20 protein-coding genes are annotated in these 23337 nt (G+C 42.1%); 9 read left to right on the top strand and 11 right to left on the bottom strand.

All coding sequences use genetic code 11. From position 1 onward, the window contains the following. Positions 1 to 31: 31 nt before the first annotated feature. Positions 32 to 1120, bottom strand: a complete 1089-nt coding sequence (locus tag ACOOE0_RS00730) for an OmpA family protein (protein ID WP_420400582.1) — start codon at positions 1118 to 1120, stop codon at positions 32 to 34. Positions 1121 to 1269: 149 nt separating this feature from the next. Here ACOOE0_RS00730 and ACOOE0_RS00735 point away from each other — a divergent pair, with 149 nt between their 5' ends. Then, positions 1270 to 1611, top strand: coding sequence for a carboxypeptidase-like regulatory domain-containing protein (locus ACOOE0_RS00735; protein WP_420400583.1), 342 nt, complete (start codon positions 1270 to 1272; stop codon positions 1609 to 1611). A 27-nt stretch (positions 1612 to 1638) separates the two neighbouring features. Here ACOOE0_RS00735 and ACOOE0_RS00740 read toward each other — a convergent pair whose 3' ends face one another. The 5 genes from ACOOE0_RS00740 to ACOOE0_RS00760 form a co-directional block, all read right to left on the bottom strand. Beyond that, complete coding sequence (locus tag ACOOE0_RS00740; RefSeq protein WP_420400584.1) at positions 1639 to 2730, bottom strand: OmpA family protein; 1092 nt, start codon at positions 2728 to 2730, stop codon at positions 1639 to 1641. 102 nt (positions 2731 to 2832) lie between these two features. Continuing rightward, the gene (locus ACOOE0_RS00745) at positions 2833 to 4629 is read right to left on the bottom strand and encodes an alpha/beta hydrolase (RefSeq protein ID WP_420400585.1); all 1797 of its coding nucleotides are present in this window, start codon (positions 4627 to 4629) and stop codon (positions 2833 to 2835) included. Between the two features lie 62 nt (positions 4630 to 4691). After that, positions 4692 to 5489 (bottom strand): helix-turn-helix domain-containing protein, encoded by a 798-nt coding sequence (locus tag ACOOE0_RS00750; RefSeq protein ID WP_420400586.1) that lies wholly within the window; start codon positions 5487 to 5489, stop codon positions 4692 to 4694. 67 nt (positions 5490 to 5556) lie between these two features. Beyond that, positions 5557 to 7308, bottom strand: coding sequence for a TonB-dependent receptor (locus ACOOE0_RS00755; RefSeq protein WP_420402245.1), 1752 nt, complete (start codon positions 7306 to 7308; stop codon positions 5557 to 5559). An 11-nt stretch (positions 7309 to 7319) separates the two neighbouring features. Further along, positions 7320 to 10340: a tetratricopeptide repeat protein gene (locus ACOOE0_RS00760; protein WP_420400587.1), complete on the bottom strand. Its 3021-nt coding sequence runs from the start codon at positions 10338 to 10340 to the stop codon at positions 7320 to 7322. 209 nt (positions 10341 to 10549) lie between these two features. Here ACOOE0_RS00760 and ACOOE0_RS00765 point away from each other — a divergent pair, with 209 nt between their 5' ends. Both ACOOE0_RS00765 and ppgK read left to right on the top strand, forming a co-directional pair. Next, complete coding sequence (locus ACOOE0_RS00765; RefSeq protein WP_420400588.1) at positions 10550 to 11233, top strand: cell division ATP-binding protein FtsE; 684 nt, start codon at positions 10550 to 10552, stop codon at positions 11231 to 11233. A 208-nt stretch (positions 11234 to 11441) separates the two neighbouring features. Continuing rightward, a complete protein-coding gene (gene ppgK, locus ACOOE0_RS00770) occupies positions 11442 to 12215 on the top strand; it encodes a polyphosphate--glucose phosphotransferase (RefSeq protein ID WP_420400589.1) in 774 nt (257 codons plus the stop codon). Here ppgK and typA read toward each other — a convergent pair. The 3 genes from typA to ACOOE0_RS00785 all read right to left on the bottom strand — a co-directional run bounded on the left by typA (position 12212) and on the right by ACOOE0_RS00785 (position 17110). Then, positions 12212 to 14011: a translational GTPase TypA gene (gene typA, locus ACOOE0_RS00775; protein ID WP_420400590.1), complete on the bottom strand. Its 1800-nt coding sequence runs from the start codon at positions 14009 to 14011 to the stop codon at positions 12212 to 12214. The genes ppgK and typA overlap by 4 nt on opposite strands. Positions 14012 to 14107: 96 nt before the next feature. Further along, a complete protein-coding gene (locus ACOOE0_RS00780) occupies positions 14108 to 14650 on the bottom strand; it encodes a hypothetical protein (RefSeq protein WP_420400591.1) in 543 nt (180 codons plus the stop codon). Positions 14651 to 14710: 60 nt separating this feature from the next. Further along, positions 14711 to 17110 carry a TonB-dependent receptor domain-containing protein gene (locus ACOOE0_RS00785; protein WP_420400592.1) on the bottom strand — a complete coding sequence of 800 codons (2400 nt, stop codon included), beginning with the start codon at positions 17108 to 17110 and terminating at the stop codon, positions 14711 to 14713. Between the two features lie 184 nt (positions 17111 to 17294). Between ACOOE0_RS00785 and ACOOE0_RS00790 the strand changes: the two genes are divergently transcribed. Both ACOOE0_RS00790 and ACOOE0_RS00795 read left to right on the top strand, forming a co-directional pair. Continuing rightward, on the top strand, positions 17295 to 18353 hold the full coding sequence (locus ACOOE0_RS00790; protein ID WP_420400593.1) for a sensor histidine kinase: 1059 nt from the start codon (positions 17295 to 17297) through the stop codon (positions 18351 to 18353). After that, positions 18350 to 19072, top strand: coding sequence for a LytR/AlgR family response regulator transcription factor (locus ACOOE0_RS00795; RefSeq protein ID WP_420400594.1), 723 nt, complete (start codon positions 18350 to 18352; stop codon positions 19070 to 19072). The genes ACOOE0_RS00790 and ACOOE0_RS00795 overlap by 4 nt, the downstream gene beginning before the upstream one ends. Positions 19073 to 19076: 4 nt before the next feature. Here ACOOE0_RS00795 and ACOOE0_RS00800 read toward each other — a convergent pair whose 3' ends face one another. Then, positions 19077 to 19634, bottom strand: a complete 558-nt coding sequence (locus tag ACOOE0_RS00800) for a hypothetical protein (RefSeq protein WP_420400595.1) — start codon at positions 19632 to 19634, stop codon at positions 19077 to 19079. Positions 19635 to 19704: 70 nt separating this feature from the next. Here ACOOE0_RS00800 and kdsA point away from each other — a divergent pair, with 70 nt between their 5' ends. Next, entirely contained in the window at positions 19705 to 20523 is an 819-nt protein-coding gene (kdsA, locus tag ACOOE0_RS00805; protein ID WP_420400596.1) for a 3-deoxy-8-phosphooctulonate synthase, read from the top strand. A 1-nt stretch (position 20524) separates the two neighbouring features. On the opposite strand, the gene ACOOE0_RS00810 is transcribed toward kdsA, so the two are convergent. Beyond that, positions 20525 to 20890 (bottom strand): DUF1801 domain-containing protein, encoded by a 366-nt coding sequence (locus tag ACOOE0_RS00810; protein ID WP_420400597.1) that lies wholly within the window; start codon positions 20888 to 20890, stop codon positions 20525 to 20527. A 91-nt stretch (positions 20891 to 20981) separates the two neighbouring features. Here ACOOE0_RS00810 and ACOOE0_RS00815 point away from each other — a divergent pair, with 91 nt between their 5' ends. Genes ACOOE0_RS00815 through creD form a run of 3 tightly spaced genes read left to right on the top strand, consistent with a single transcriptional unit; the run spans position 20982 to position 23287 of the window. Then, on the top strand, positions 20982 to 21587 hold the full coding sequence (locus ACOOE0_RS00815) for a hypothetical protein (protein ID WP_420400598.1): 606 nt from the start codon (positions 20982 to 20984) through the stop codon (positions 21585 to 21587). A gap of 1 nt (position 21588) precedes the next feature. Further along, positions 21589 to 21885 (top strand): winged helix-turn-helix domain-containing protein, encoded by a 297-nt coding sequence (locus ACOOE0_RS00820; RefSeq protein WP_420400599.1) that lies wholly within the window; start codon positions 21589 to 21591, stop codon positions 21883 to 21885. Positions 21886 to 21937: 52 nt separating this feature from the next. Further along, complete coding sequence (gene creD, locus ACOOE0_RS00825; protein ID WP_420400600.1) at positions 21938 to 23287, top strand: cell envelope integrity protein CreD; 1350 nt, start codon at positions 21938 to 21940, stop codon at positions 23285 to 23287. The last annotated feature ends 50 nt before the right edge of the window (positions 23288 to 23337 follow it).

A 23337-nucleotide genomic window follows, 5' to 3' on the forward strand; every position in this document is an offset into this window, starting at 1 on the left:
TTAACAGTTGTAGTTGGTTATTTAAGCGCTTTTAATCCTTCACATCGGTCATTACGAATTCAACTCTTCTATTGGACAAATGATCATCCTTGAGTTTTCCATTGCCCAGCGGTCTTGTACTCCCTACACCTTCCCATACAATCCTGCTGTCGTCAATTCCCATTTTTGTAAGATAGAGCGCCACCGCCCTAGCTCTTAGGGAGGAAATGAACTTGTCATAACCCGGTTTTCCAGCATTGTCTGAGTGTCCCGTTATCTTCATCTGGACTTCAGCATTCTCCTTAAGGTATTTGAATATTTTCTTGACATTGGCAATGGCCTCCGCATCCAGCTCGTATCCCTTGGGTTCAAAAGGATTGCGCTCCAGTACATAGATCTTGTCTTTTTCATAATTGACCCTTGGCAACTCTTCCAGGGCAAAATTATCCACATAATAATAGGAGAAGTCACTTGATAAAACCGGAGTGGTTTTTTCCAAAAGGGCTGTATCCGTATTGCTGGAAAAATTTCCAACGATGATATGATTTTCAAAACCCTTGGCTTCAAATTCTGCGGTAAGGGTTATCCATTCATCCGTATTGGCCATGGATTTATTAGGTTTTAGCTTTACCTCTTGGAATATGACATCTTCTTGGAAATCCAAACGGGAAGTTGTAAGTGCCGAGCTATTGGGCAACTTGATCTTTTTGTTGACCAGCATCACCGAAATATTTTTCAAGGACAAAGTTGAAGCTTCGGCAAGACTTACTTGCAACGACAGTTTATAAGGATGTTTTTCACGAAGGGTTTTACTGGTATTCAACTGAACATACTCCCGATAATCGTTAAGGGCATAGAAATATAACCCTACGTAGCCAGAGCCATCCATTGCCTTTTGACTACCTTTAAAATTGGCAGGTACGCCAAAGTCATTGGAACCACACTCATGAAAATAATCTCCAGAACTTGATGAAGGAATTGAAATGTCCTCAAGCAAAGAGTCAAACGCCGTAATATTGACAGGGCAAGCATTATGCCTTTCAAAGCTGGGATTCAGTATTAGGTTTTGCCCAACCATCGCTTGGTTCAACAAAAGGGCTAATACAGGAAGAAAAAAAATACGAGTAACCTTATAAATCATAGAAATTATGTTTTTAGGTTCTCGTACTGCCTATATAAACGCTGGATTTAGGCCCGTATTGTCTAACTTTTCAATTTTGTTGCTTCAGTTTAGCGCAGCATATGATACTAACTTTCAATAAAATACGTTACTATAGTCCAAATCTTACTATGATGCGCATAGTGACCTTTATGCTAATGATGAGCCTTGTGCCCTGTTTTGGTTTTGGTCAAAATCAGATAACGGGCAAAATTGTAGACGAGCTTGGCTTTCCCATTTACCGAGCTTCTGTTGAAATAAGTGGTACCAACAGTATCGCTTACACGGACTACGATGGCTCCTTTGTGCTTGCTAGCGAAAAGGCTTTTCATTGGAAAATCAATATCAAATCCAAGGGGTACCGACCTGAATCATTCTTTGTTTTGGATGGTGGAAGTACGGAGAGTATTGTCTTGGAGTATGATGCTGAAATGAAGGAACTACTGAGTGGCACTTCAAGCGCGCAGCATTAAATCTAGATTAGCAAGGAAATCAGCGAATTACTCGTCGTCCACAAACTCCGTCATCACAAACTCCACACGACGGTTTTTGCGTCTGGCCTTATCGGTAAGGGCACTGTCCAAAGGCAGTTTATTGCCATACCCTTTGGAAGAAATTCGATGTGGTTTTAATCCCAATCTCATCAAATATCTGGCAACCGTGGTAGCTCTTTGTTTGGAGAGCACATCGTTGTAGTCATCAGAACCTTGATCGTCCGTATGACCGCTAATGGAAACCTTGAGTTGAGGGTTCTTTTCCAAATAGTCATAGACATCCTTTAAACTCTGTTTGGCCTTTGGCTCCAACTCAAAACGGTCAAAGTCGAAATTGACATGATTGAGCACATAACTTTGATTGGGTTGGTAATCAGGACCCAAGTATATCAGGGCAACATCGTCCAAATAGTAGTAGGAGTAACCCTCTGCTCCAGCGGTTCGTTTACCAAAATCCAGGTAGTGCGTTCCGCCATTGCTTTTAAAATTGCCCAACACCAAATGCCTTTCAAATCCTTTAGCCACAATATCCAAACTCACCTGCATCCATTCCTTTTTATCATCGTAAAAGCCGGTAGCCGAAAATTGCTTGGCGTGGGTTGTACGGGTCTGGCTTGATGCCAAAACCGCATTGGAAAGTTGTCTTTTGGTATGTATGGAGAGCGGTTTCTGGGCAAAAACAGCACCCAAATCCATCACGGCCCCATCTGATTTTTCAGAAAGACTCATAGACAAGCTCAATCTGTATCTGTGCCCTTTTTTCAGGGTTTCCGTAAGTTCCACTTGAATATACTCGCGGTAGTCCTTGGGTGCAAAAAGATACAGGCCTGCATAGGCATTTCCTTCGTATGCTTCTTGCTTTCCTTTAAAATTCATGGGAATTCCCAACTTGGTCTTGCTGCACTCGTTAAAATAATCCGTGGTACCCAGGGTTGGAGCGCTCCAATACTCGGTATCACCGTTAAGATTGCTCATTTTAACAGGGCATTCCACAAAATCCTCGAATCCACCATTGTGGACGAGATTTTGGGCAATCCCCGATGTAATACACAGGGAAATTGTGAGGTTGGTCAATATGTTGCTGAATCGTAATCGCATGATTTCCAATCCATGTGGGGTAGCCTATCTGTCTCTTACGAACTGATAGGCGTGCATGTAATAACGATTTTCTTAGCACTTTATTGTGTTTTTCCTACAAACCTAAAGGTTGCGAAGAAAATCTTCAATGGTTGCGAAGTACGTTTTGGGAGCATCAAGCCATCCGTAATGGACACAATTCTCTAGAATAGTGAGTTTGGAATTGGGAAAGGTCTGGTGTGCCCTTGTCGCAACCTGGGGATGAACAACATCGTGGTCCCCATGCAGGATCAGCACAGGGTTTTTAAACTGTTCCATTGCCTTGGACACGTCATAACCATTTTTCCTTAAATCGGACCAAACTTGTTGATTCACTTCCGGATAAAAACGAGAATTAAAGGCAAGTCCCTTAAAAACACGGTTCCGTAAAGTTTTATCATAAACGTAACCTGCTGCCAAAGCTTTATGTCGATGTAACATTTGTAATTCCGGATTTTTGATACTTGACACTTCCCTCAGGGATTCATGATCCTCGGGTGTTAAACCACGCATCAACCGTTCATTGGTATCCTCCAAAAACTGAAGGTCCATTCCCCCGGAATGGGATAAAATCATGGATTTTACACAAGTAGGATAGGCTTCGGCATAGCTCATGGCATACATTCCACCAAAGGATTGCCCAAACAAACTTATCTGGTCACATCCCAAATGTTTCCTGAGAGCCTCCAAATCCTCTACCATGGCTTTCATGGAAATAGTTTCGGAATTCAATTCGGAAAAGCCCGTACCCCTTTGATCAAAAAGAACAACTTGGTGGGTTTTGGCAAATTTTTTTGCCAGACCTTGGAAATTATGACTGGAAAAACCAGGTCCCCCATTCAAAACAAACAGTGGGTCACCAGTACCAAACACCCGATATGCCAACTCTACCCCATTTGTATTGAGGGTTTTGTATTGCACCTTGTTTTCCATAATGTAATCCAAGATTATTTTTCTGTATGGACTTTGGTCGGACTTTGCCAAATCATCCAATAGCGATTCATGGTCTTCATTGTGAATATGATGGAATTGCATGCGATCATAATCGGCTTGTTTTGCAGCATTTTCTAATAATCTTGTATAATCGTAGGTCCCCCTTTCAGATATCACCAACATGGGCACCCACTGATTATTGATAAAATGGGTAGGCGAGGCATTTTTAAAAGCGTCTTCTGTCTTTCCAAAAACGGCTTGCACATGTTTTTCAGCCATTTCTTTTCCATTGTATCTTAAATGGCTTTGGTGATAAGCCGAAATGTCAAAGGCCCCGGCAACAGGTATTGCCCCTCTGATATCCTTTACCGATTTGCCCACATCATTTAAATAATTCGGGTCCATGGAAAGAAGGGCAGCCAAATGCCCCCCTGCGGAATAGCCACTTACAAATATGGAACGGGAATCATACCCGTATTCGTTTCCATGATTATGAACCCAAGCAAAAGCCCTGGCTACATCTTTGATATGCTCCGGATGTTGAACTCCTTCCTTAAATCTTGGATCTCTCCAAGTACCGGGACTGAGCCGATAGCTTATGGCCGCCACGGCCACTCCTTCCCCTGCAAACTTCCTGGCTAGATTGCTTTCAAACTTCCTTCCCCCAAATGCCCAGGCACCACCATGTATCCACAATAGTAAGGGTGGATTTTGGACGCCCTGTGGCACAAACAAATTTAGTTTGTGTTTTATGCTATCGGCATCTTCCCCTCGATAATAGGGTAAATCAAAAAACTCCTTGATTACGTGTTTCGGCTCTTTTTGAAAGCCAGCGCAGCTCAAACTAAACAGTAAGCTTGCACCCAACATAACGTACATTAAGGCATACCTTTTTAGTACGTTCTCCTTCAAATCCCTGCTGTTTACAATCAAATTAAATAAAAACATAGAGGGAAATTACTCTAGATCTATATCAGCCCTGCAAAAATCTTGCGAATTTTGTTCTGGATTCAATCCAGTAGGCACTTTCTTAGGTATCTCACATCCCGGAAACCGGATTTCATGGTCACTTGATCTAATGGCATCCCTGTAGAAATCAAATTTCTAGCATGCTGGATTCGAAGGTTCATTAAGTACTGGGTTGGGGTTACCCCATGAACCGTCTTAAAATTTCTTTGGAAATGAAAAGGGGAAAGACAAGCAATCTGGGCAATTTTATCAAGATTCATTTTATGGGAAAAGTTTTCGTCCATAAAAGCCCGTGCCTTTTCCAAGTTTTCACTTAAATGGAGCTTGGTTTCCCATTTTTTGACTTTGATTCCCTGCACTTTTTTTGAATAACGGGTTAAGAACTGTGGCATGAAATCCAAAATTTCATTTAAGTGGTGGTCGGGAGAAATTCTGTAACCTCCTCCAGCTACTTTTTGAAGTACATCTCGCCCTGTAGTGCTGACGGCCAACGGGAATGTTGGCATTTTCATGGGTTTTTCGGTTAGGTCGTGACACCTTTCCTCAAAACTGTCCTTGGACAAATAGATACATATACCAGTAGCTCCCTGGTCCTCCATCACCTGAGTTTGAAGCTCAACTCCTGGAGGTACCAACAAAAACTGACCAGGTTTCACCGTTTTTGTAAGTCCGTTAAAGACATATTTCTCCATGCCTTTCAGAACCAACTTTATGGAGTAGTCCGTAGTCAAGGATGCTGCATCATACTTTTGCAGTTGGGAAAAAAGTATTTTACCATCCACTTTTTTACCCTTTACCCCAAAAATATCGCCTTCCTTATGTCTTATTTGATGTACCAAGTTTACATGCTCCTAACCATGGAAGATAGATATAAAGCTGTTGAATGGCTAGAATTTTGGGATAACTTTAAAAATCGAACTTATACGAAACCCCGGCCAAGGCCTGAAAGCCCTGTACTCTAAAATTGGCCCAACGTTGGTAATTGTTGTTGGCAATGTTGGAGGCTTTTACAAATATGGAAAGCTGTTCGTTAAATCGATAGCCTGCATGGGCATTGGCATCAAAAAAGCTATCCAAGGTCACAATGGTGGCAGGAAATTCTGATGGTGTCGCATTTTGAATAGCCTGCGCCATCAAATCTTCCCGCTCCCCAACATAGAACAAATTGGCACCCAAATACCATTGCTTGTTGATTTGATAATCCATGAACACAGAGCCCTTAATGCTTGGAAGGTTCCATGCTGGATTATCTGTTTCGGTATCATAATCAAAGAACTCCGCATTGACACCTAAGGTGAAATTTCTATTTACATCAATGTTCAGTTCCCCAAAAATGCCCAAAGTCTTTACATCATCATAAAACACCTGAAATGAATTCCCATAATAGTAGCCTTTATCATCGGTACGGAACAGGTTCTGTGGATTCAGAAAGAACAAGGGTTTTCTGTTTTCCGCCGTGTAGGATCCCTTGATATTGTACCCCACATTGGACATCAACTGCCCTTTTATACCGACATGGCCCTCGTATTGTTTGTCAGTGGGCTGGATGTCCAAAGTTGGGGATACATAAGGATTGTCTTGAACAAAGTCGTAATAGGAATTTTGTTCCAGTTGCCCTTCAATTCCACCATAGGCGATAACCGTTTCATCCACTAAACGATAGGAAGCGGTAATTGCGGGGTAAATATAGAAATTGGAATCACTGTTTTCCGTGTCCAGGCCATAAACAAAATTGGCGCCCAAGTTCAAGGTCAAATCATCACGCAATACCAGTAGACTGGGATTAATTCCCACTTGAAATTGGCTATAATTGATTTCCCCATCATTGAGGGTATTGTTCAAGGAAGCATTTTTAAAATTCCCATTCACAAAGTCCAATTTGGCATTGATGGTCACCAATTCCTCTGTTATGGGCAATTCCACAGATGGTTCCAAAACCACACGATTCTCCCCGGATTTTGTAGTATCCCAAAACCTTCGCAACAGCACCTTGCCACTTTTAAAATAGGAATCTTCCAAATTCAAATGTGCCTTGGCCTGGGCATTGAAATAGTTCTGTGTCTCGTCAATTCCAGCCACAGTGGCTTCATCAAAAGCCCCGTTTTCAATTCCATACCAATTGTATAATTGATGTTGAAGACCAACACTGGCACCCCAATCCATATCCCTATCCTTTTTGGCATAGGAAGCATCAAACTTTGTATTGTAAAAATCCGCATCCAAAGGAGTGGTTTCTATGGCTCCCCTTGAGGAGTGATGGTTTAATCCAAAATCCAAAAGATCCTCCCCACGATTGAATTCGCGACTGGTATACAATTCCACCAAAGCATTGTTGTAGTTCCCAAGACCTACCGAAGCGTAGGAATTATACAAGGTAGGTGGTGGAGTGCGCTTCACCTTGGAGGCCTTTCCTTTTGCAGGCGTGAAGGTAGAAGCCACGGGCACCGAGAATATGCTATAGTCAATATTCTTTTTTTGGAGTACAATGGAATCGTTCAGATTAGGTGCCGATTTGATTTTAAAGGCATCCGAAACGGTGGGGGAATACGGTTTTACCACCGTAACCGTTTCTGTACCTATGTCATCGGTTTCCTGAGCAAAAACTGCTCCCCAAAGGCTCAAAAATAGAATCGAAAATATATAGTTTTTCCTTTGCATCATGTCTCGTATTAATTGCCTGGATCAACGGATGAATTGCTTTGGGCCTCCCTGGATTTGATCAATGCCAGTTCCCCTTTGGCCTCCGCCACAATTTCATCATACTCCGAAAAATTGGAAATCACGCTTTCCAAAATATAGGTGGCCTGGAAGGCATCCTGCAACGCATAAAAGTTCTTAGCCATTATGATCAAACCTTTACCGCCCCATTCTTTATAGGCGGAATAATCCTTGGCCAATTTTTGCACCGCGGTATTGGAACTTTCAAAATCCTGGTTTTTATGCTTAAAGAGCGCATCATAATACCAAGCTTCGGCCGCCAACTCACCAGTGGCAATTTTTTTGACCTCGCTATATGCCGTCTCCGCCAAGGCTTCATCCTCAGTAGCTATCGCGGATCGGGCAATCATGATCTGGGCATCACTTTTTATTCGGTTGTCAATTTTAGGCGCTTTCAACACCTTTTCTGCATACGCAATGGTCTTGCTGTAATTGTTTTGCCCATAATAACCCTTCATCAAATTGGATTGGGCAAAAGTCCTGTTTTGGGCTATTTCCGCAGTATTTTCCAATTGCTCCAAATAAGGAATGGCCTTTTGGTAGTCCTGTTTTCCCACGTAAATCTCGCACACCCTGGTTAGTGCCTGTTCGGTGTATTCGCCACTTCCGCTATTGGCCACTACCAAGTATTTTTCCAATGCTTGGTCTTTCATCTCCTTCCCAAAATACAGCTGTGCCAGATTAAAATTTGCCTGTAGGGAATGGATTCCAGCTGGAAACTCCTTTAAATAATCTTCAAAAGCACGGATGGCGGCATCCGTTTTTCGCTCAGCATATTTTCTGTCCGCTGCCTCAAAACTGGCATTGTCCAACTCAGCATCGGTTACTTCCACAAAATCGAGATTTCTTACCCAAGCGGCATATTCGCTTACCCTACCCTCATCTACATACACCAATTTTGCCGTGGCCACGGCCTGTTTGGCCTCTTGGGTATTCGGGTATTTCTGAACCACCGCTTTTAATTTGGTCAGTGCTTGACCATTTCTGTTGGCATTGTAGTGCACCAATCCCTGGCGTAACATGGCGCGGGGTGCAAACTTACTCCTGGAAAACTCTTCAATCAAACGATCATAGCTCTGCAATCCCAAACTTTCATTATCCGATTTGATATAGGAATTCCCCAACTCGAATAACGCATCGTCCCGTAAGGAAGATTTGGGATAACGGGTCAAAAATTGGTTGATCCCTTCAATTTTTGTGGAATTCTTCCCCATAAATCCATGACAGAGGGTCTTTTGAAAAGCCGCATAATCTCTTTCTGGGCCATTCATTTTTGAAGCCTCATTGTAGGCAGAGAGCGCTGAATTGTATTTACTGGTCACAAAGTAACTATCCCCCAGACGCACATAACTGTCGTTGGTCTTTTCATTCGTCCCGCCAGCGGTTGTCACTTTTTTAAAATGCGAAACGGCCTTATTGTAATCCTTCAATTTAAAATGGCAATACCCCAGATTGTAATCCAAATCCTGATACTCCTCTAAATTCCTCCTTGCGGCAGGATTGCCTTCAAACTTACCAAAATCAGATAAAGCCTCTTCAAATCGATTTAACCTATAGTTGCTCTCCGCCATCCAGTATTGAGCCCTCGCCTCAAACGTTGGGTTTTCCGCACTTTTTATGGACTTGGAAAAACGCTCAACGGCATCCTCATAATCGCCATCCAAAAACAATTCAACCCCGCGATAGAAAGCAACCTTCTGATAGGTCTCCTTGCTGGCATAACCCTTGTTTTTTTCCAAAAGCTCCATGGCTCCCTCAAAATTCTTGGAAGTAATATAGGAATCCACCAAAAGTTCCTGTATTTCTTGTTGGTGTTCATCCTTTGGATATTTTTCCAAATAGGAGCTCATGACCTGGGGAACGGGCTCGTAGGCATTTCCAATTTCGTAACTCAAACGCGCATAGTTGAGCAATGCATCCTTCGCTATTTCTGGACTAAAGTCCATTTGGGAAGCATTTCTGAATGCATTTAAAGCTTCCGATTTTTTATCGAGTTTGAGATAACATTCTGCCAGATGGTAATAGGCGTTTTGGGAAACGCTATTGGTTCCTCCAATAATCTTATTGAACTGCTGTATGGCTCCTTCAAAATCACCTTGCATATAATGGCTATAACCCATCAGGTAGTAGTCCGTATTGCTGAGCTTACCTCTTCGTCCCCTGTACTTCTTAAGATACGGGAGGGCCTGATCATATTTTTTTAGGTTGAAATAGCTTTCCCCAATAATCTTGTTCAGTTCCGAGACTTCCTTACGGTCTGATTTGGGTAGTTGCTTTTTGGCCATGGCGATAGCTTCCTCAAAATTGCCCAACTTGAAATTTAGGTCTGCTTGATAATAGGAGAGCTTTTCGTTAAGTAACTCAGGGTCTGTGATTTGATCAAATCGGGCACTGGCCTCATCGTAGTCATCCTGTTCATAGGCAATATATCCAAGATAGTACTTGGCCTGGGAGCCATATTTTTGGGAAGTACTCACCCTGCTCAAGTAGCGTTCGGCCTCCTTTGGTCTTCTGGAGGCGTACAATGCATAGCCGTTGTTGAAATTGAAGCGTTCCTTATCCGCATTGGACATGGCGGACTGGTCTACCTTTTTATACCATTTAAGGGAATATGGGTATTTACCCGTCTCAAAATAATAATCGGCCACATCCAAGAAAGCCGAATTTCGCTTGGTGGATGTGGGATAGCGCTCCACAAAATCCTCCATCATTTTATCCGCTCCTCGTTGGTTCAATCGAATAGCTGCATTGGCCGCATAGTAAGCACTATTGGCTTCTGTCTCACCATCGGAAGTGGTGGTCTTTACCTTTTCAAAAATAGTCTGGGCGGCTTGGTACTGTTGATTGTTGTACAAGGCCAAAGCATCTTGAAAGGCCTTGTCTTCATGGGAAAATACCTGGGTCTCTTGGGCAAAAAGAATTGAAACAGTTCCCAGAAAAATGGGAACTAAAAGGAAGCTTTTTCGACTCATAGTGTTCTACGCTGTTCTCGATTGACTGTTACCATAACGTCAAAATTCAAGCCAAAGTATATTTTTAATAAATCGAAAAGAGCCATTGTCCTGTCCAAATTAATTTTAAACATGGTAACTTTGGAATAGGTTTTGACCACTTTTTTGAGTTAAAATCTTGGTTCCCAAGGAGCAAAACAAATGCTTAACCTTATAAACCTTTGCCTTAAATGTCTGAAACGATACTAAAATTACAGGATGTCGCCGTCTTTCAAAGTGAAAATCTTATCCTAAACCACATCACCCTACAAGTAAAAAAAGGGGAATTCGTTTACGTAATCGGTAAAACTGGGAGTGGGAAGAGCAGTTTCATGAAAACGCTTTACGCCGATTTACCCTTGAAGCAAGGAACGGGTACCATTGTAGATTTTGACCTGAAAAATCTGGAGGAGAAGGAAATTCCTTATTTACGACGCAAACTTGGCATCGTATTTCAAGATTTTAAACTGCTCCCCGACCGAAATGTAAACAACAACCTCAGATTTGTGCTCAAGGCCACTGGATGGACGGACGACTCCAAAATGGATGCAAAAATTGAGGAAGTTTTGGATAAGGTGGGAATGAAAACCAAAGGTTTTAAGTTTCCTCATGAACTTTCAGGGGGAGAGCAACAACGTATTGCCATAGCGCGAGCACTCCTGAACGATCCCGAAATTATTTTGGCCGATGAGCCTACCGGGAACCTTGACCCGCAAACCAGCGTAGAGGTCATGAAGGTTTTGCAGGATATCAACCAAACAGGCAGAACCATTATCATGGCCACTCACGACTATGCCCTGATATTGAAATATCCGCACAAAACACTCAAATGCGATGGCAGTAAGGTTTTTGAAGTCATCCAAAAAGCTGTCTAAACATTTGCTCAAGGATTAAGACCTAACACAATTCACAGGTTACCATTTCGAACTTACTGAACTCAAGAACAAACCAAATTCATTGGAAAATTTGGGTTTACTCCATAGTATTTTGGTCGTTGATAACAATTGGAAAATCCAACAAATCAACACTTTGATGGCAAAAAGATTTTTGTTTCTTTGTCAAAATTAAATCTACACTCCATTCATGGAAATTCTTGGTATTGATATTGGCGGATCAGGCATTAAGGGTGCCCTGGTGAACGCCGAAACCGGTGAAATGGTTTCTGAACGATTTCGAATTCCTACACCTGAAGGACGCAAACCCAATGATATGGCAGAAGTTGTCAAGCAAATTGTGGATCACTTCAATTATGAAGGTCCAGTGGGCTGCGGCTTCCCGACCATAGTCAAAAAAGGTGTTTGCACCTCTGCTGGAAATCTGGATTCAAGCTGGGTAGGTGTCAATATCGACGAACTTTTTACCCAGGCAACCGGCCATGAATTTACGGTACTCAATGATGCCGATGCCGCGGGCTATGCCTCTATGAACTATGGGGTGGGCAAAGGCAGAAAAGGCTTGGTTCTTATGATTACCATCGGAACAGGATTGGGTAGTGGTGCGTTTTACAATGGTATTCTACTCCCCAATTTTGAATTGGGTCAAATTCCCTATAAAAAGTACAAGAAAATTGAGCAATGGGCAGCCGCCTCGGCCAAGGAACGGGAAAATCTAAGCTATGAAAAATGGGGCAAGCGTTTCAATAAGTTCCTTCATTATGTGGAATTGATCACTGCTCCTGACTTGATCATTGTGGGTGGTGGAACTTCCAAAAAGTGGAAGGAATTCAGTCATTTGATCACTATTGAAACCGAGGTGGTCAAAGCGGAATTAATGAATCATGCAGGAATCATCGGTCCTGCTGTTGCCTGTTTACGGGAACAACACCACGGACACTTGAATCTTAGTACGAAACATTAATCGATTTTGTTCCTTTTTCTATCCACCTCTTTCAGATAGATCTTTCTAAGACGTAGGTGATTGGGGGTTACCTCCACATACTCGTCCTTCTGGATGTATTCCAAAGCCTCCTCCAATGAAAACTTGATGGCTGGAACAATTTTGGCCTTATCATCGGCACCAGCCGATCGCACGTTGGATAGCTTTTTGGTTTTGGTAACATTAATGGTCATATCATCTCCTCGCGAGTTTTCACCAATTACCTGTCCCTCATAAATATCCTCTCCCGGATCAATAAAAAACTTACCCCGCTCTTGAAGTTTATCTATAGAGTACGGAATGGCGGTACCATTTTCCATGGAAACCAACGATCCATTTATACGCTGGGCAATCTCTCCCTTTAAGGGTTGGTATTCCAAAAATCGATGTGCCATAATGGCCTCCCCGGCAGTGGCCGTCAACAATTGGTTACGCAGACCTATTATTCCCCTTGATGGAATCACAAATTCACAAAGCATACGGGAACCTTTGGCCTCCATACTGGTCATCTCCCCTTTTCGGATGGAAACCATCTCCACAGCTTTTCCTGAAACTTCTTCTGGGAGGTCTATGGTCAAATGCTCTACAGGTTCGCATTTTTGCCCATCAATTTCCTTGATGATTACTTGGGGCTGTCCAATCTGAAGTTCGTAGCCTTCCCTACGCATAGTCTCAATTAAAACCGAAAGATGCAAGACACCTCTTCCAAAAACCATGAACTTGTCGGCACTATCCGTCTCCTCCACCCTTAAGGCCAGGTTTTTCTCCAGTTCTTTCTCCAAACGTTCCTTAATATGTCTTGAAGTCACAAACTTACCATCCTTACCAAAAAATGGACTATCATTAATGGTGAACAGCATACTCATGGTGGGTTCATCAATGGCGATGGTCTTTAATTTTTCTGGATTTTCAAAATCCGCAACCGTATCACCTATCTCAAAACCTTCAACACCAACAATGGCGCAAATATCCCCAGCAACTACTTCTGCAACCTTCTGACGTCCAAGCCCTTCAAAAGTGAATAGCTCCTTGACTTTGGTTTTGACAACGCTTCCATCTCTTTTAACCAAAGAAATTTGCTGTCCCTCTTTCAGTGTACCTCGTTGCAAACGACCAATGGCAATTCGACCAGTAAACGAAGAAAAATCCAAGGAAGTTATCAGCATTTGGGTTGAACCTTCTTCCGGTTTAAACTCCGGCACATGGTCAATGACCATATCCAAAAGTGGTTCTATGTTGTCCGTTGGTTTCTGCCAATCCTCACTCATCCAATTTTGCTTGGCAGAACCATACACCGTTGGAAAATCCAGCTGCCACTCTTCCGCTCCAAGCTCAAACATGAGATCAAAAACCTTTTCGTGTACTTCTTCAGGAGTACAGTTTTCCTTGTCCACCTTGTTGATTACAACGCAAGGTTTCAAGCCCAAATCAATGGCCTTTTGCAACACAAAACGCGTTTGTGGCATGGGTCCTTCAAAGGCATCCACCAACAATAAAACGCCATCTGCCATATTCAGTACCCTTTCAACTTCTCCCCCAAAATCTGCGTGACCAGGAGTGTCAATAATGTTGATTTTGGTGTCTTTATAGACTACGGAAACGTTCTTGGATACAATCGTGATCCCACGCTCGCGTTCCAAATCGTTGTTATCCAAAATCAGGTCTCCTTTGTTTTCGTTATCCCGAAACAAACGGCAGTGGTACATAATCTTGTCCACCAAGGTAGTTTTACCATGGTCCACGTGCGCTATGATTGCAATGTTCTTAATCTTGGACATAAGCTGAATTTTAAGCCCGCAAAGATACTGCTATTTTTTACTTGCGCCCCTTAAGAATTGTTATTTTTATCTTATTGATTATGAGGAAGTTTGCTCTTATCGATTTTTGCGAATAACCCAACCTAATTTAATGGCTACGAACAATCCAAAATCATCATCGAATTCGTCAAAGAAATAGGCTGGTCCCACCTCAAATCGAAAACTGAGTCCTTTGTTTCCAACCCGCTGCAAACCATACACTGCGCCTACAACCGCAAAGAAGTCTGACGAATAATCCAAATCTCCCAAGACGGCATTCCCACCTTGCAATCCTATAGTTGGGGCGATGTAATTTCCCGTGTTTTCGGATATTTTCTTGTCCAAATCCAAGCGTTGTTGAAAATTGTAGTAGTGCCGATACTGCAATTTTCCAATGGGATAAACCCCAAAACCAGAGCCGAAAAAATCGGAATCCCGGTACGCAAAGCCAATTGTAGCTTCAGCGGTTAAGGTTGAATTCTGCGAAATTCCGTGTTCATACACCACTCCCGGCAACAATACATTCACCGTAAATTGATGATCTTCGACATTTTTATTTGTTTGGGAACAAAGCAGTGCAGGAAGAAAAAAGAGAAAAGCACAAAAGTTGGAAATCTTCATTTTGTTTAATTTTTGGTTATGCGGTTTTTTTATCAAAGACCGAACCAAAAATCTAAACCCCTAACTTCCAATACGTTTGTTTTCGTCCTCCAATCCTGTCTTGCGCTTTCTAGCCTTTTTTATCTCGTTTCTTCCAAAATCGTAGGTAAAACTAAAGGCCATCTGCCTGGAATCGCTACCGCCATTACCATCTATAAATAGATTGCCAAACTGCGTGGTGCCACGCCAAGGAACTGTGTATAAAATATCGTTAAACGACAATCTTCCAGTGACCTTATCATCAAAAAATTTCTTCTGAAAAGCCAAATTCAAAGACCCCAAGGATTTGGTGGCATAGGTTCCGCCCCAAATGGACGGGGAACTAAACCAACCTGAAACTTCCATCTTAAAACCCTTGGATAAGGTGAATGTATTCTGGGCATAGAAACTTAATGTTTCTTGTTTCACCGCTAAAAATTCGGGACTTGTTGGTTTGTAGTCACTGATGTAGGCATTCAAACTAAAATAAAGGTTCCACCACTCATAAATCTTCTTTGGATACGAAACTCCCAGATTGATCACCTCCTGATCAGCCACGTTCAAGGTGGTCAAAAAGTTGGTGCTCTCCCCTTCTGCAACAGTTACCTTGGCAAAAAAATCAGAAATGTAGGAATAGCTCAGGGAGGTGGTCAACCGATAATTGAAGGTGTGGGAAAGTTTGACGTTATCCGTATACTGGGGTTGCAAAAATGGATTGCCCTTTCCAAAGGAAAGCTCATTCAATTTGTATTCAAAAGGATTTAAGGATTGATAATTGGGCCTTTGAATCCGTTTGCTGTAGGTCAAGGCAAACTGGTTTTTGCGGTTCATTTGAAATGTCAATCCGCCAGAAGGGAAATAATCCACATAATTTCGTTCTACCCGCTCATCAGCATTGTCCTGGGTACTTTCGAGTTTACCATCCGATATAGTGTTTTCCATTCGCAAGCCCATTTGCATGTTCCATTTTCCCCATTTTTTGTTGTAATTGAAATAAGCCGCATTTATGTTTTCCTTATAGCTGAACTGATTGCTTTGGGTGGGGTCCAGGACATTCTGGTCACCAACCTGATTAAAAAAGTCGAAGGTATTGTCGGTATTCACATGGGAGAATTTAAAACCCACCCCTAATTTTCCTTTCAGAAAATTCTGTTCATAATCTGCTTTTACCGTTGCAATATCTATGTCAATTGGGGTTTCCTGGAGCGTCACCCGTTCTGCAAATATTTGTGTTTCAGTTGCATCAAAATATCGGTTGGGCTGGTATGCATTTCTATCACTATTGTATTTCCCGAAATCCAAATCCACATTAAAACTGTATCCCAAAGTATCGGAATATCGATAGTTCAGATTAGCGTTAATGTTATATGAAGTATTGTCTATTTGGTTCAATGCCACCAAAATACTGTCCACCTGAATCGTCTCCACAGGTCTTATGGGTGTTCTGGAATTATCAGTGTTAAATCCGTTGTTGAAATTTCCATTAAATATGGCCCCAATGGTATTTTTATCATCAATGTAATAATCGTAGCCCAGTTTAACATTGTTGCTGTTACGATCATATACACTATTGGTTTCGGCATCAAATTGGGTATTGACCTGGGTTCGGTACAGATTGATGAACCTCGTGCTTTTCCCAAACCTGTTACTATAGGTTCCATAAAAATTTCCCTTTTTCCCCCTGTTATTAAAATTTAGGCTGGAATTGAACCTTGCAAAATCCCCATTGGTCAATCCTGAGGTATAGGTGCCATTGGTTCCCAGACTTTTGTCTTTTTTTAGCTTGATGTTGATGATTCCAGCGTTTCCCGCAGCATCATACTTTGAGGAAGGCTGGGTAATTATCTCAACGGCCTCAACATCGGTTGCCTGAAGACTCTCCAAGTAATTGGTCAGGTCCTCCCCTTGCAAAACAGAAGGTTTTCCGTCTATGAAAATTTGAACCCCAGTTTTACCTTCCACAATAATGCTCCCGTTGTTGTCCACAATCACTCCTGGTGCTTTGCGTAACAGTTCAAAGGCGCTGGTTCCTGTGGCATTGATGGTATTTTCCACATTGAACACTGTTTTATCCGCCAAGACCTGAACCATGGGTTTCTCGGCAACTACGGTTACCTCTTCCAGATTTTCTGCTGTTTCCAACAAGATTACCGGTCCCAAGTTCCGAGTGCCCCCTTGGAAATTCAATTTTCTGTCATTATCAGCATAGCCAATACTGGAAACCTTGAATTGATATTCCCCAGATAAAATCCCTTTGAGTTCAAAGGTTCCATCCTCAGCACTGATGGTAGCTTTGACCAAACTTCCATCCAAGACAGAGTTAAGGGTTACAGCCGCATAAGGAATGGGAATACCCGTTTCGGATTGCACATTACCTTTTATGGATTGGGCCGAGGTGGTACCAACAGTAAGAAGGAAAAGGAGTGCGATGTAAAGCTTCATGATTTCGGATTTAAAATTAAATACTCAAAATTTCTCCATTGGTTACACCTATGAAAGTAGAATCTGATGAGTTGGCCCATTTCCGGTTAAATGGCCCGGACCATCCGTCGTTCTATACGGCATCTCGTCAGAATAAGCTTTAACCAACTTCATTTTGTTAGTATCTTCCAAAAAAGATTTGATTATGCGCAGAAAAATCTTGTGGGGCATTTCCGTGAAAGAAATTCTTATGGTATTGGCCTTTTATGTGGTGTCCTCCTTTTTTTACCACTTAACGGTATGGCTAAGTGCAGCTGACCATGCGGATGTGAATGTGACTTTGCTGGGAATCAAGGCCTTTGTGGACGGCGGCGGACTCCAGTATGGTATCTTTTTATTGTTTACCATTCCTATCTGGTGGTTGCTTTTTGTTAAGCTAAAACATAAGGAGTTATGGTTGCGACTTTCGCTGCACGTGATTTTCCTTCCAGTATTCATTTACGTTTCCAGAATTATCTATTATAATGTCTGCGAAGCATTGGAATGGTTTCATCTTACAGGTTCCGCAGAAGTATGGGATCTCTACATTCCTGCCATGTTCTACCTGATTCAATTTGGAATTTACCATGGGTATGAGCATTATCAGGAAAACCAGAAAAAACTGAAGCTCGAAGGGGAATTGAAGCAGGCGGCCCTGAAAAGCGAATTAGCTGCAATCAAAGCTCAGCTCAATCCCCATTTTCTCTATAATGTGTTTAATACCATTAACGCTTCCGTACCCCCCAAACAGGAAAAGACAAGACAACTTATAGCTACCTTGTCCGACTTGTTCCGCTACCAGCTTAAGGCTTCCAAAAAAGAGCTGGTCACCTTGGAAGAGGAGTTGGATTTTGTTAAAAAGTACCTGCAACTGGAAAAAGCTCGCTTTGAAGAGCGCTTGACCATAGAAATCAATGTGCCCAAAAATCTATATCAAGAGCAAATTCCACCTATGTTGCTACAACCATTGGTTGAAAATTCGGTGAAACATGGCATATCCAACACCTTGAAAGGCGGAACCATTGCCATTTCCATTTTTAAGGAAGATGGTAAATTGAAGTTTGAAATAGCGGACACAGGCATTGGGATAAAGGACAAAGCGAATCTGTTTGACAAAGGGGTGGGACTTACCAACACAAGGATACGTCTCCAGAAAATGTATCAATCCCAGATGGAAATTTTGGACAATGAGCCCCAAGGCCTTAAAATTAGTTTTGCCTTATGAAGAAGGTCATTATTGCGGATGATGAGAATGCCGGAAGGGTCTTGATTAAAGAGTACCTCCAGGATTACCCCGATCTTGTGCTGATTGCGGAAGTGAACAACGGAGTGGATGCCATAGCCGAAATCAATAAATTCAAACCTGACCTCGTTTTTTTGGATATCCAAATGCCAGGCAAAACTGGCTTCGAGGTGCTCAACCATTTGGAGGAAATTCCCAAAATCATCTTCTCAACCGCCTATGATGAATATGCCCTCAAGGCTTTTGAGGTCCACGCTGTCGATTATTTGCTCAAACCTTATACCAAGGAGCGATTTAAAATTGCCGTGGAACGCTTAAATGGGGAAAACGAAAAGTTAGGTGCGTTGGCCCAGAGTATTTTTATGGAAGATACCACTTATCCCACACGGGTATTGGTTCAATTCAACAAAAAGCTCATTACAATAAAGTGTGAGGAGATTCTTTGGATCGAAGCTTATGGGGACTATTCCAGAATTCATACGGTGGGACAAGTATATTTGAGCAACTTTGGGATTTCGGATTTGGAAAAAAAATTGAATCCGCAATTGTTTTTAAGGGTACACCGATCCTCCATGATCAATTTGGACAAGGTTCAAGAACTGAACAAATACGGAAAAAGCTACGATGTTACCCTTGAAAATGGTGACGTTGTAAGAGTCAGCCGTGGGTATATGGATGCCATAAAGCGTCTATTGATTTAAATCACTATCGCCCCACACACCAACGTTTTTCACTAATGATCCATCCAATGCTCAGGTTTACCACGGGGTGGATACCGCCTTCAAAAGGACCTAAATAATATCCTGCTCCAGCATCAATGGAGAAGCTTAGGCCGGCATCAAAACTGCGTTGAACCCCATATACCAAACCACCATAGCCGTGTACTCCGTCTATCGTTCTTCCCTCAACCACTCGGGCGTCCGGAGAAAATAAGGCAACTGTTGGCGCCAAATAATTACCGGAATTTCCATAGATATCCCGGCCGCGTCTTTGCCTGCCATTAAAATTGTGGTAATATCTGTTTTGGACAGTTATGGCTGGAAAAAAGTCATAGTTTTCCAAGGGTTCTGAACTTGCGGGCTCCAACGCTGCCTGCCAAGCAATGCGAACATCCAACGTACTGTTGACCCCCAATCCCATTTCGTACTCCAAACCAGGATTGGCAACATTGAGCTTGAACTGCCTTACCTCGCAATTTTTCCCATACTGGCCATACCCCAAAATGGAGAAGAACAGCACTGTAATCACATGAATTCTAAACATTGTAGGTTAATTTGGCACTATTAAAACTATTCCTTGTTCAAAATAGTATTTTTGCACAAACTCTTTGTGCATGCAGTTAGACGTAATTCCCCAGATAAAACATACAAAAAGCGATAATTTTTTCCTTTTGGCGGGTCCTTGCGCCATTGAAGGTGAAGACATGGCCCTTCGCATTGCGGAGCGCGTGGTGGAAATCACCAATAAGCTGGAAATACCCTATGTGTTCAAAGGGAGTTTTAAAAAAGCCAACCGAAGTAGAATTGATTCCTTTACTGGTATTGGGGATAAAAAAGCACTTAAAATCCTGAGAAAAGTTTCGGAAACCTTTAAAGTGCCCACCGTAACAGACATTCATGAAGTTTCTGATGCCGCCAAAGCAGCTGAATATGTGGACGTGCTTCAAATCCCTGCCTTTTTGGTACGTCAAACCGATTTGGTGGTAGCGGCGGCCAAAACAGGAAAAGTGGTCAACCTAAAAAAAGGGCAATTTATGAGCCCGGAAAGCATGCAACATGCGGTTAGAAAAGTTTCGGATTCTGGAAGTGACAAAGCTTGGATAACCGATCGTGGCACCATGTTCGGTTATCAAGACATGGTGGTTGACTTTAGGGGCATTCCCACCATGAAACAGTACGCTCCTGTGGTCTTGGACGTGACCCACAGTCTACAACAACCCAATCAATCTTCAGGGGTTACCGGTGGTAGACCAGCATTGATTGGCACCATGGCCCGTGCCGGTATTGCAGCAGGTGTGGATGGACTTTTTATGGAAACCCATTTTGATCCTGCCAATGCTAAAAGTGATGGCGCCAATATGTTGGATCTTAGTTTGCTGGAAAAGTTGCTTACGGATTTGGTCGCGATTCGAAGAACCATCAACGGACTTTAGATTACTTCCAAAACCCTTTGTGATTGACTTCCAGCGCATTCTGGAGCACTTCAATCAATACTTCGGCATCCAAATGATCCAAACTTGGGTATCTCAAGGATTTCATCACCTTTCTTCCTTCGGTAACCATTTTGTCCTGATGGACGGTCAAATGGGCAGAGCTCCAAAACCCTACATCTACATAAGCTTTCTTTTTTGGAACATTTAGATAACAAAAGGGTTTTCCATCCAAATAGTAAAATGGAATCCTGTATTTGAACTTCAGCTCCACTTCCGGAATGGTGGTCTCTATAAGAACCTGCAATTGTAGCAATATGGATTTAAAAGGTTCTTTTTGGTCAAGAATATAATCTTCGGCCGGATTCATAGGCTAAAAATAAGTTGATGTTCCCAAAAAAAACCAAAAATCTTGGAGGAGTGGGAAATTTAGTTAACTTTGAATTTCAAAGTACTTTAAAATGGAATCAAAAAAATACTTGGAAGACATCTCCCAGATCAAGGATTTGATGAATCGCTCCTCCCGATTTATTTCCCTTAGCGGCCTATCAGGGATATTAGCTGGCCTCTATGCCATAACAGGCGCATTTGTTGCCTATATGTTCTTTTTACCCAAGGGCGATTATGTTGTTTTGCACAGTTGGAACTTTAAAATGATTGCTGGAATTTTAATCGCAGTGGCCGTGCTGAGTGCAGTCACAGCTTACCTGTTGACCTCCAAAAAGGCTAAAAAAAACAATGAAAAGGTATGGGATGAAACCACCAAAAGACTCCTAATCAATTTTTTGGTTCCCTTGATTACGGGTGGCATCTATATCTTGATCAAACTCAACAGTCAACATTACGGATTAACCGCCTCCCTAATGCTTATCTTTTATGGGCTAGCCCTTGTCAATGCAGCCAAATACACCATTGGCAACGTTAGATATTTAGGCTATCTTCAAATTATTCTTGGATTGATCTGCGCTGCCCTTCCCGGCTACGGTTTTTGGTTTTGGGTCATAGGTTTTGGCTTGCTCCATATCATATATGGCAGCTTAATCTATTTCAAGGAAGAAAAGGCATAACATGGGGCTAATTGATAACATAAACAAACTCTTTGACCATCGTATACGGTTGGGTATCATGTCCATTCTAATGGTCAACGAGGAAGTGGATTTCAATAGGTTAAAAGAGCTATTGGAGGTCACTGATGGCAATCTGGCCAGCCATACCAAAACCTTGGAAAAAGCGGAGTACATAAAAATTGAAAAGTCCTTTATCGGGAAGAAACCTAACACCCGATATTCCGCTACATCCTTGGGTAAAATGGCGTTCAAAAAACATATAGGGGCGCTGGAACAACTCATTAGAAAACAAACATAATTTTTTTAACTATATACTTTGTAATTCAAAGTACTTTTAAAACATATAAAAAATGACATCGCAAAAACAGAAAATCGGAAACTGGTTTAGAAACTCCATTTCGGCCAAAATGTTGATGGTAGGCTTCCTCATCCTTATTCTTTTGATCCCCTTGGGATTTGTTAAGGACCTGATAAGGGAAAGAGGCTTTAGACAAACGGAGGTTATTGAGGAAATAAACACCAAATGGGGAAACCAAGTGGTTCTCAATGGTCCCATCTTAAAAGTCCCCTACCATGTTTATGTAGAGGAAAAAGTGTTCGACGAAAAGACAAAAACCTTTTTGACCTCCCAAAAACCGGAAAGACATGTTGCCTACTTTTTTCCCTGGGACCTAGAGATTAATTCCAACGTAAAAACACAGCCTCTGGAACGGGGTATTTACGAATCTGTGGTCTATAACGCCAAGACCCAAATCAAAGGTAAATTCGCGAAGCTTAACTTTTCCGTAAAGGAAATTGCGGACGAGAACATCCTTTGGGACAAAGCAACCGTATTGTTCAAAACCAGCAATCTCAAAGGCATAAGGAACACGGTAAAAGTAAAAATTGGGAAAGAAGAATACGCTCTGAAACCCAAGTTTGACAACACCTATATGAACACGCTTGAATCCGGATTTCTTAATGAAATTGCGTCCATTCAAAATGAACCCCTTTCATTTTCATCAACGATTGATATTAATGGGAGTAGTTCCCTTCAGTTTATTCCCATCGGGAAAGAAACCCAGGTCTTCATGAAATCTAACTGGCATTCGCCTAGCTTTAACGGTAACTTTTTACCTGAAACCGAGGGCAAAAAAATTAGCCCGTTGGGATTTGAGGCCCAATGGAAGGTATTGGAAACCAACCGAAGGTTTGGGCAGTATTTTTTTGACAATTTACCCAACCTTTCCGACTTTTCATTTGGGACGGAATTCATGGTTCCTGTGGACGATTATCAAAAAACGGAACGCACCAGTAAATATGGGCTTATGATCATAGGGTTGACGCTACTGGTGTTTTTATTGATACAAATCAGCAGTAAAATTGCCATCCATCCGTTTCAATACCTGATGATCGGTTTGGCCTTGATCATGTTCTATACCCTGCTAATTTCCATTTCAGAACACCAAAATTATTTGTTCGCCTATTTGATATCAGGAGCGGCGGTGGTTGCATTGATCACCACTTACTCCCGTTCCATTCTCAAAAATTCCAAATTTACCCTGTTGGTTTTGGGTTCCATGTTCAGTTTGTATACGTTCATTTTTGTGATTATCCAACTGGAAGACTACGCCTTGTTGGTGGGCAGTATTGGACTCTTTGTTATTTTGGGAACCATCATGTTCACTTCCAGAAAAATTGATTGGTCCGGGGCTCAATAGTCCTCATGGCTTTTGCAAAACCGTCCTGAAAATTCAGGACGGTATGTTTT

Origin of the sequence: Flagellimonas sp., from assembly GCF_965215805.1 — a bacterium.
Lineage (GTDB): Bacteria > Bacteroidota > Bacteroidia > Flavobacteriales > Flavobacteriaceae > Flagellimonas.

Excerpts from the sequence above, each read along its gene's own strand:
- ACOOE0_RS00730 (WP_420400582.1), bottom strand. The coding sequence starts at position 1,120 with ATGATTTATAAGGTTACTCGTATTTTTTTTCTTCCTGTATTAGCCCTT.
- ACOOE0_RS00735 (WP_420400583.1), top strand. The coding sequence starts at position 1,270 with ATGATGCGCATAGTGACCTTTATGCTAATGATGAGCCTTGTGCCCTGT.
- ACOOE0_RS00740 (WP_420400584.1), bottom strand. The coding sequence starts at position 2,730 with ATGCGATTACGATTCAGCAACATATTGACCAACCTCACAATTTCCCTG.
- ACOOE0_RS00745 (WP_420400585.1), bottom strand. The coding sequence starts at position 4,629 with ATGTTTTTATTTAATTTGATTGTAAACAGCAGGGATTTGAAGGAGAAC.
- ACOOE0_RS00755 (WP_420402245.1), bottom strand. The coding sequence starts at position 7,308 with ATGCAAAGGAAAAACTATATATTTTCGATTCTATTTTTGAGCCTTTGG.
- ACOOE0_RS00760 (WP_420400587.1), bottom strand. The coding sequence starts at position 10,340 with ATGAGTCGAAAAAGCTTCCTTTTAGTTCCCATTTTTCTGGGAACTGTT.
- ACOOE0_RS00765 (WP_420400588.1), top strand. The coding sequence starts at position 10,550 with ATGTCTGAAACGATACTAAAATTACAGGATGTCGCCGTCTTTCAAAGT.
- ppgK (WP_420400589.1), top strand. The coding sequence starts at position 11,442 with ATGGAAATTCTTGGTATTGATATTGGCGGATCAGGCATTAAGGGTGCC.
- typA (WP_420400590.1), bottom strand. The coding sequence starts at position 14,011 with ATGTCCAAGATTAAGAACATTGCAATCATAGCGCACGTGGACCATGGT.
- ACOOE0_RS00780 (WP_420400591.1), bottom strand. The coding sequence starts at position 14,650 with ATGAAGATTTCCAACTTTTGTGCTTTTCTCTTTTTTCTTCCTGCACTG.
- ACOOE0_RS00785 (WP_420400592.1), bottom strand. The coding sequence starts at position 17,110 with ATGAAGCTTTACATCGCACTCCTTTTCCTTCTTACTGTTGGTACCACC.
- ACOOE0_RS00790 (WP_420400593.1), top strand. The coding sequence starts at position 17,295 with ATGCGCAGAAAAATCTTGTGGGGCATTTCCGTGAAAGAAATTCTTATG.
- ACOOE0_RS00795 (WP_420400594.1), top strand. The coding sequence starts at position 18,350 with ATGAAGAAGGTCATTATTGCGGATGATGAGAATGCCGGAAGGGTCTTG.
- ACOOE0_RS00800 (WP_420400595.1), bottom strand. The coding sequence starts at position 19,634 with ATGTTTAGAATTCATGTGATTACAGTGCTGTTCTTCTCCATTTTGGGG.
- kdsA (WP_420400596.1), top strand. The coding sequence starts at position 19,705 with ATGCAGTTAGACGTAATTCCCCAGATAAAACATACAAAAAGCGATAAT.
- ACOOE0_RS00810 (WP_420400597.1), bottom strand. The coding sequence starts at position 20,890 with ATGAATCCGGCCGAAGATTATATTCTTGACCAAAAAGAACCTTTTAAA.
- ACOOE0_RS00815 (WP_420400598.1), top strand. The coding sequence starts at position 20,982 with ATGGAATCAAAAAAATACTTGGAAGACATCTCCCAGATCAAGGATTTG.
- ACOOE0_RS00820 (WP_420400599.1), top strand. The coding sequence starts at position 21,589 with ATGGGGCTAATTGATAACATAAACAAACTCTTTGACCATCGTATACGG.
- creD (WP_420400600.1), top strand. The coding sequence starts at position 21,938 with ATGACATCGCAAAAACAGAAAATCGGAAACTGGTTTAGAAACTCCATT.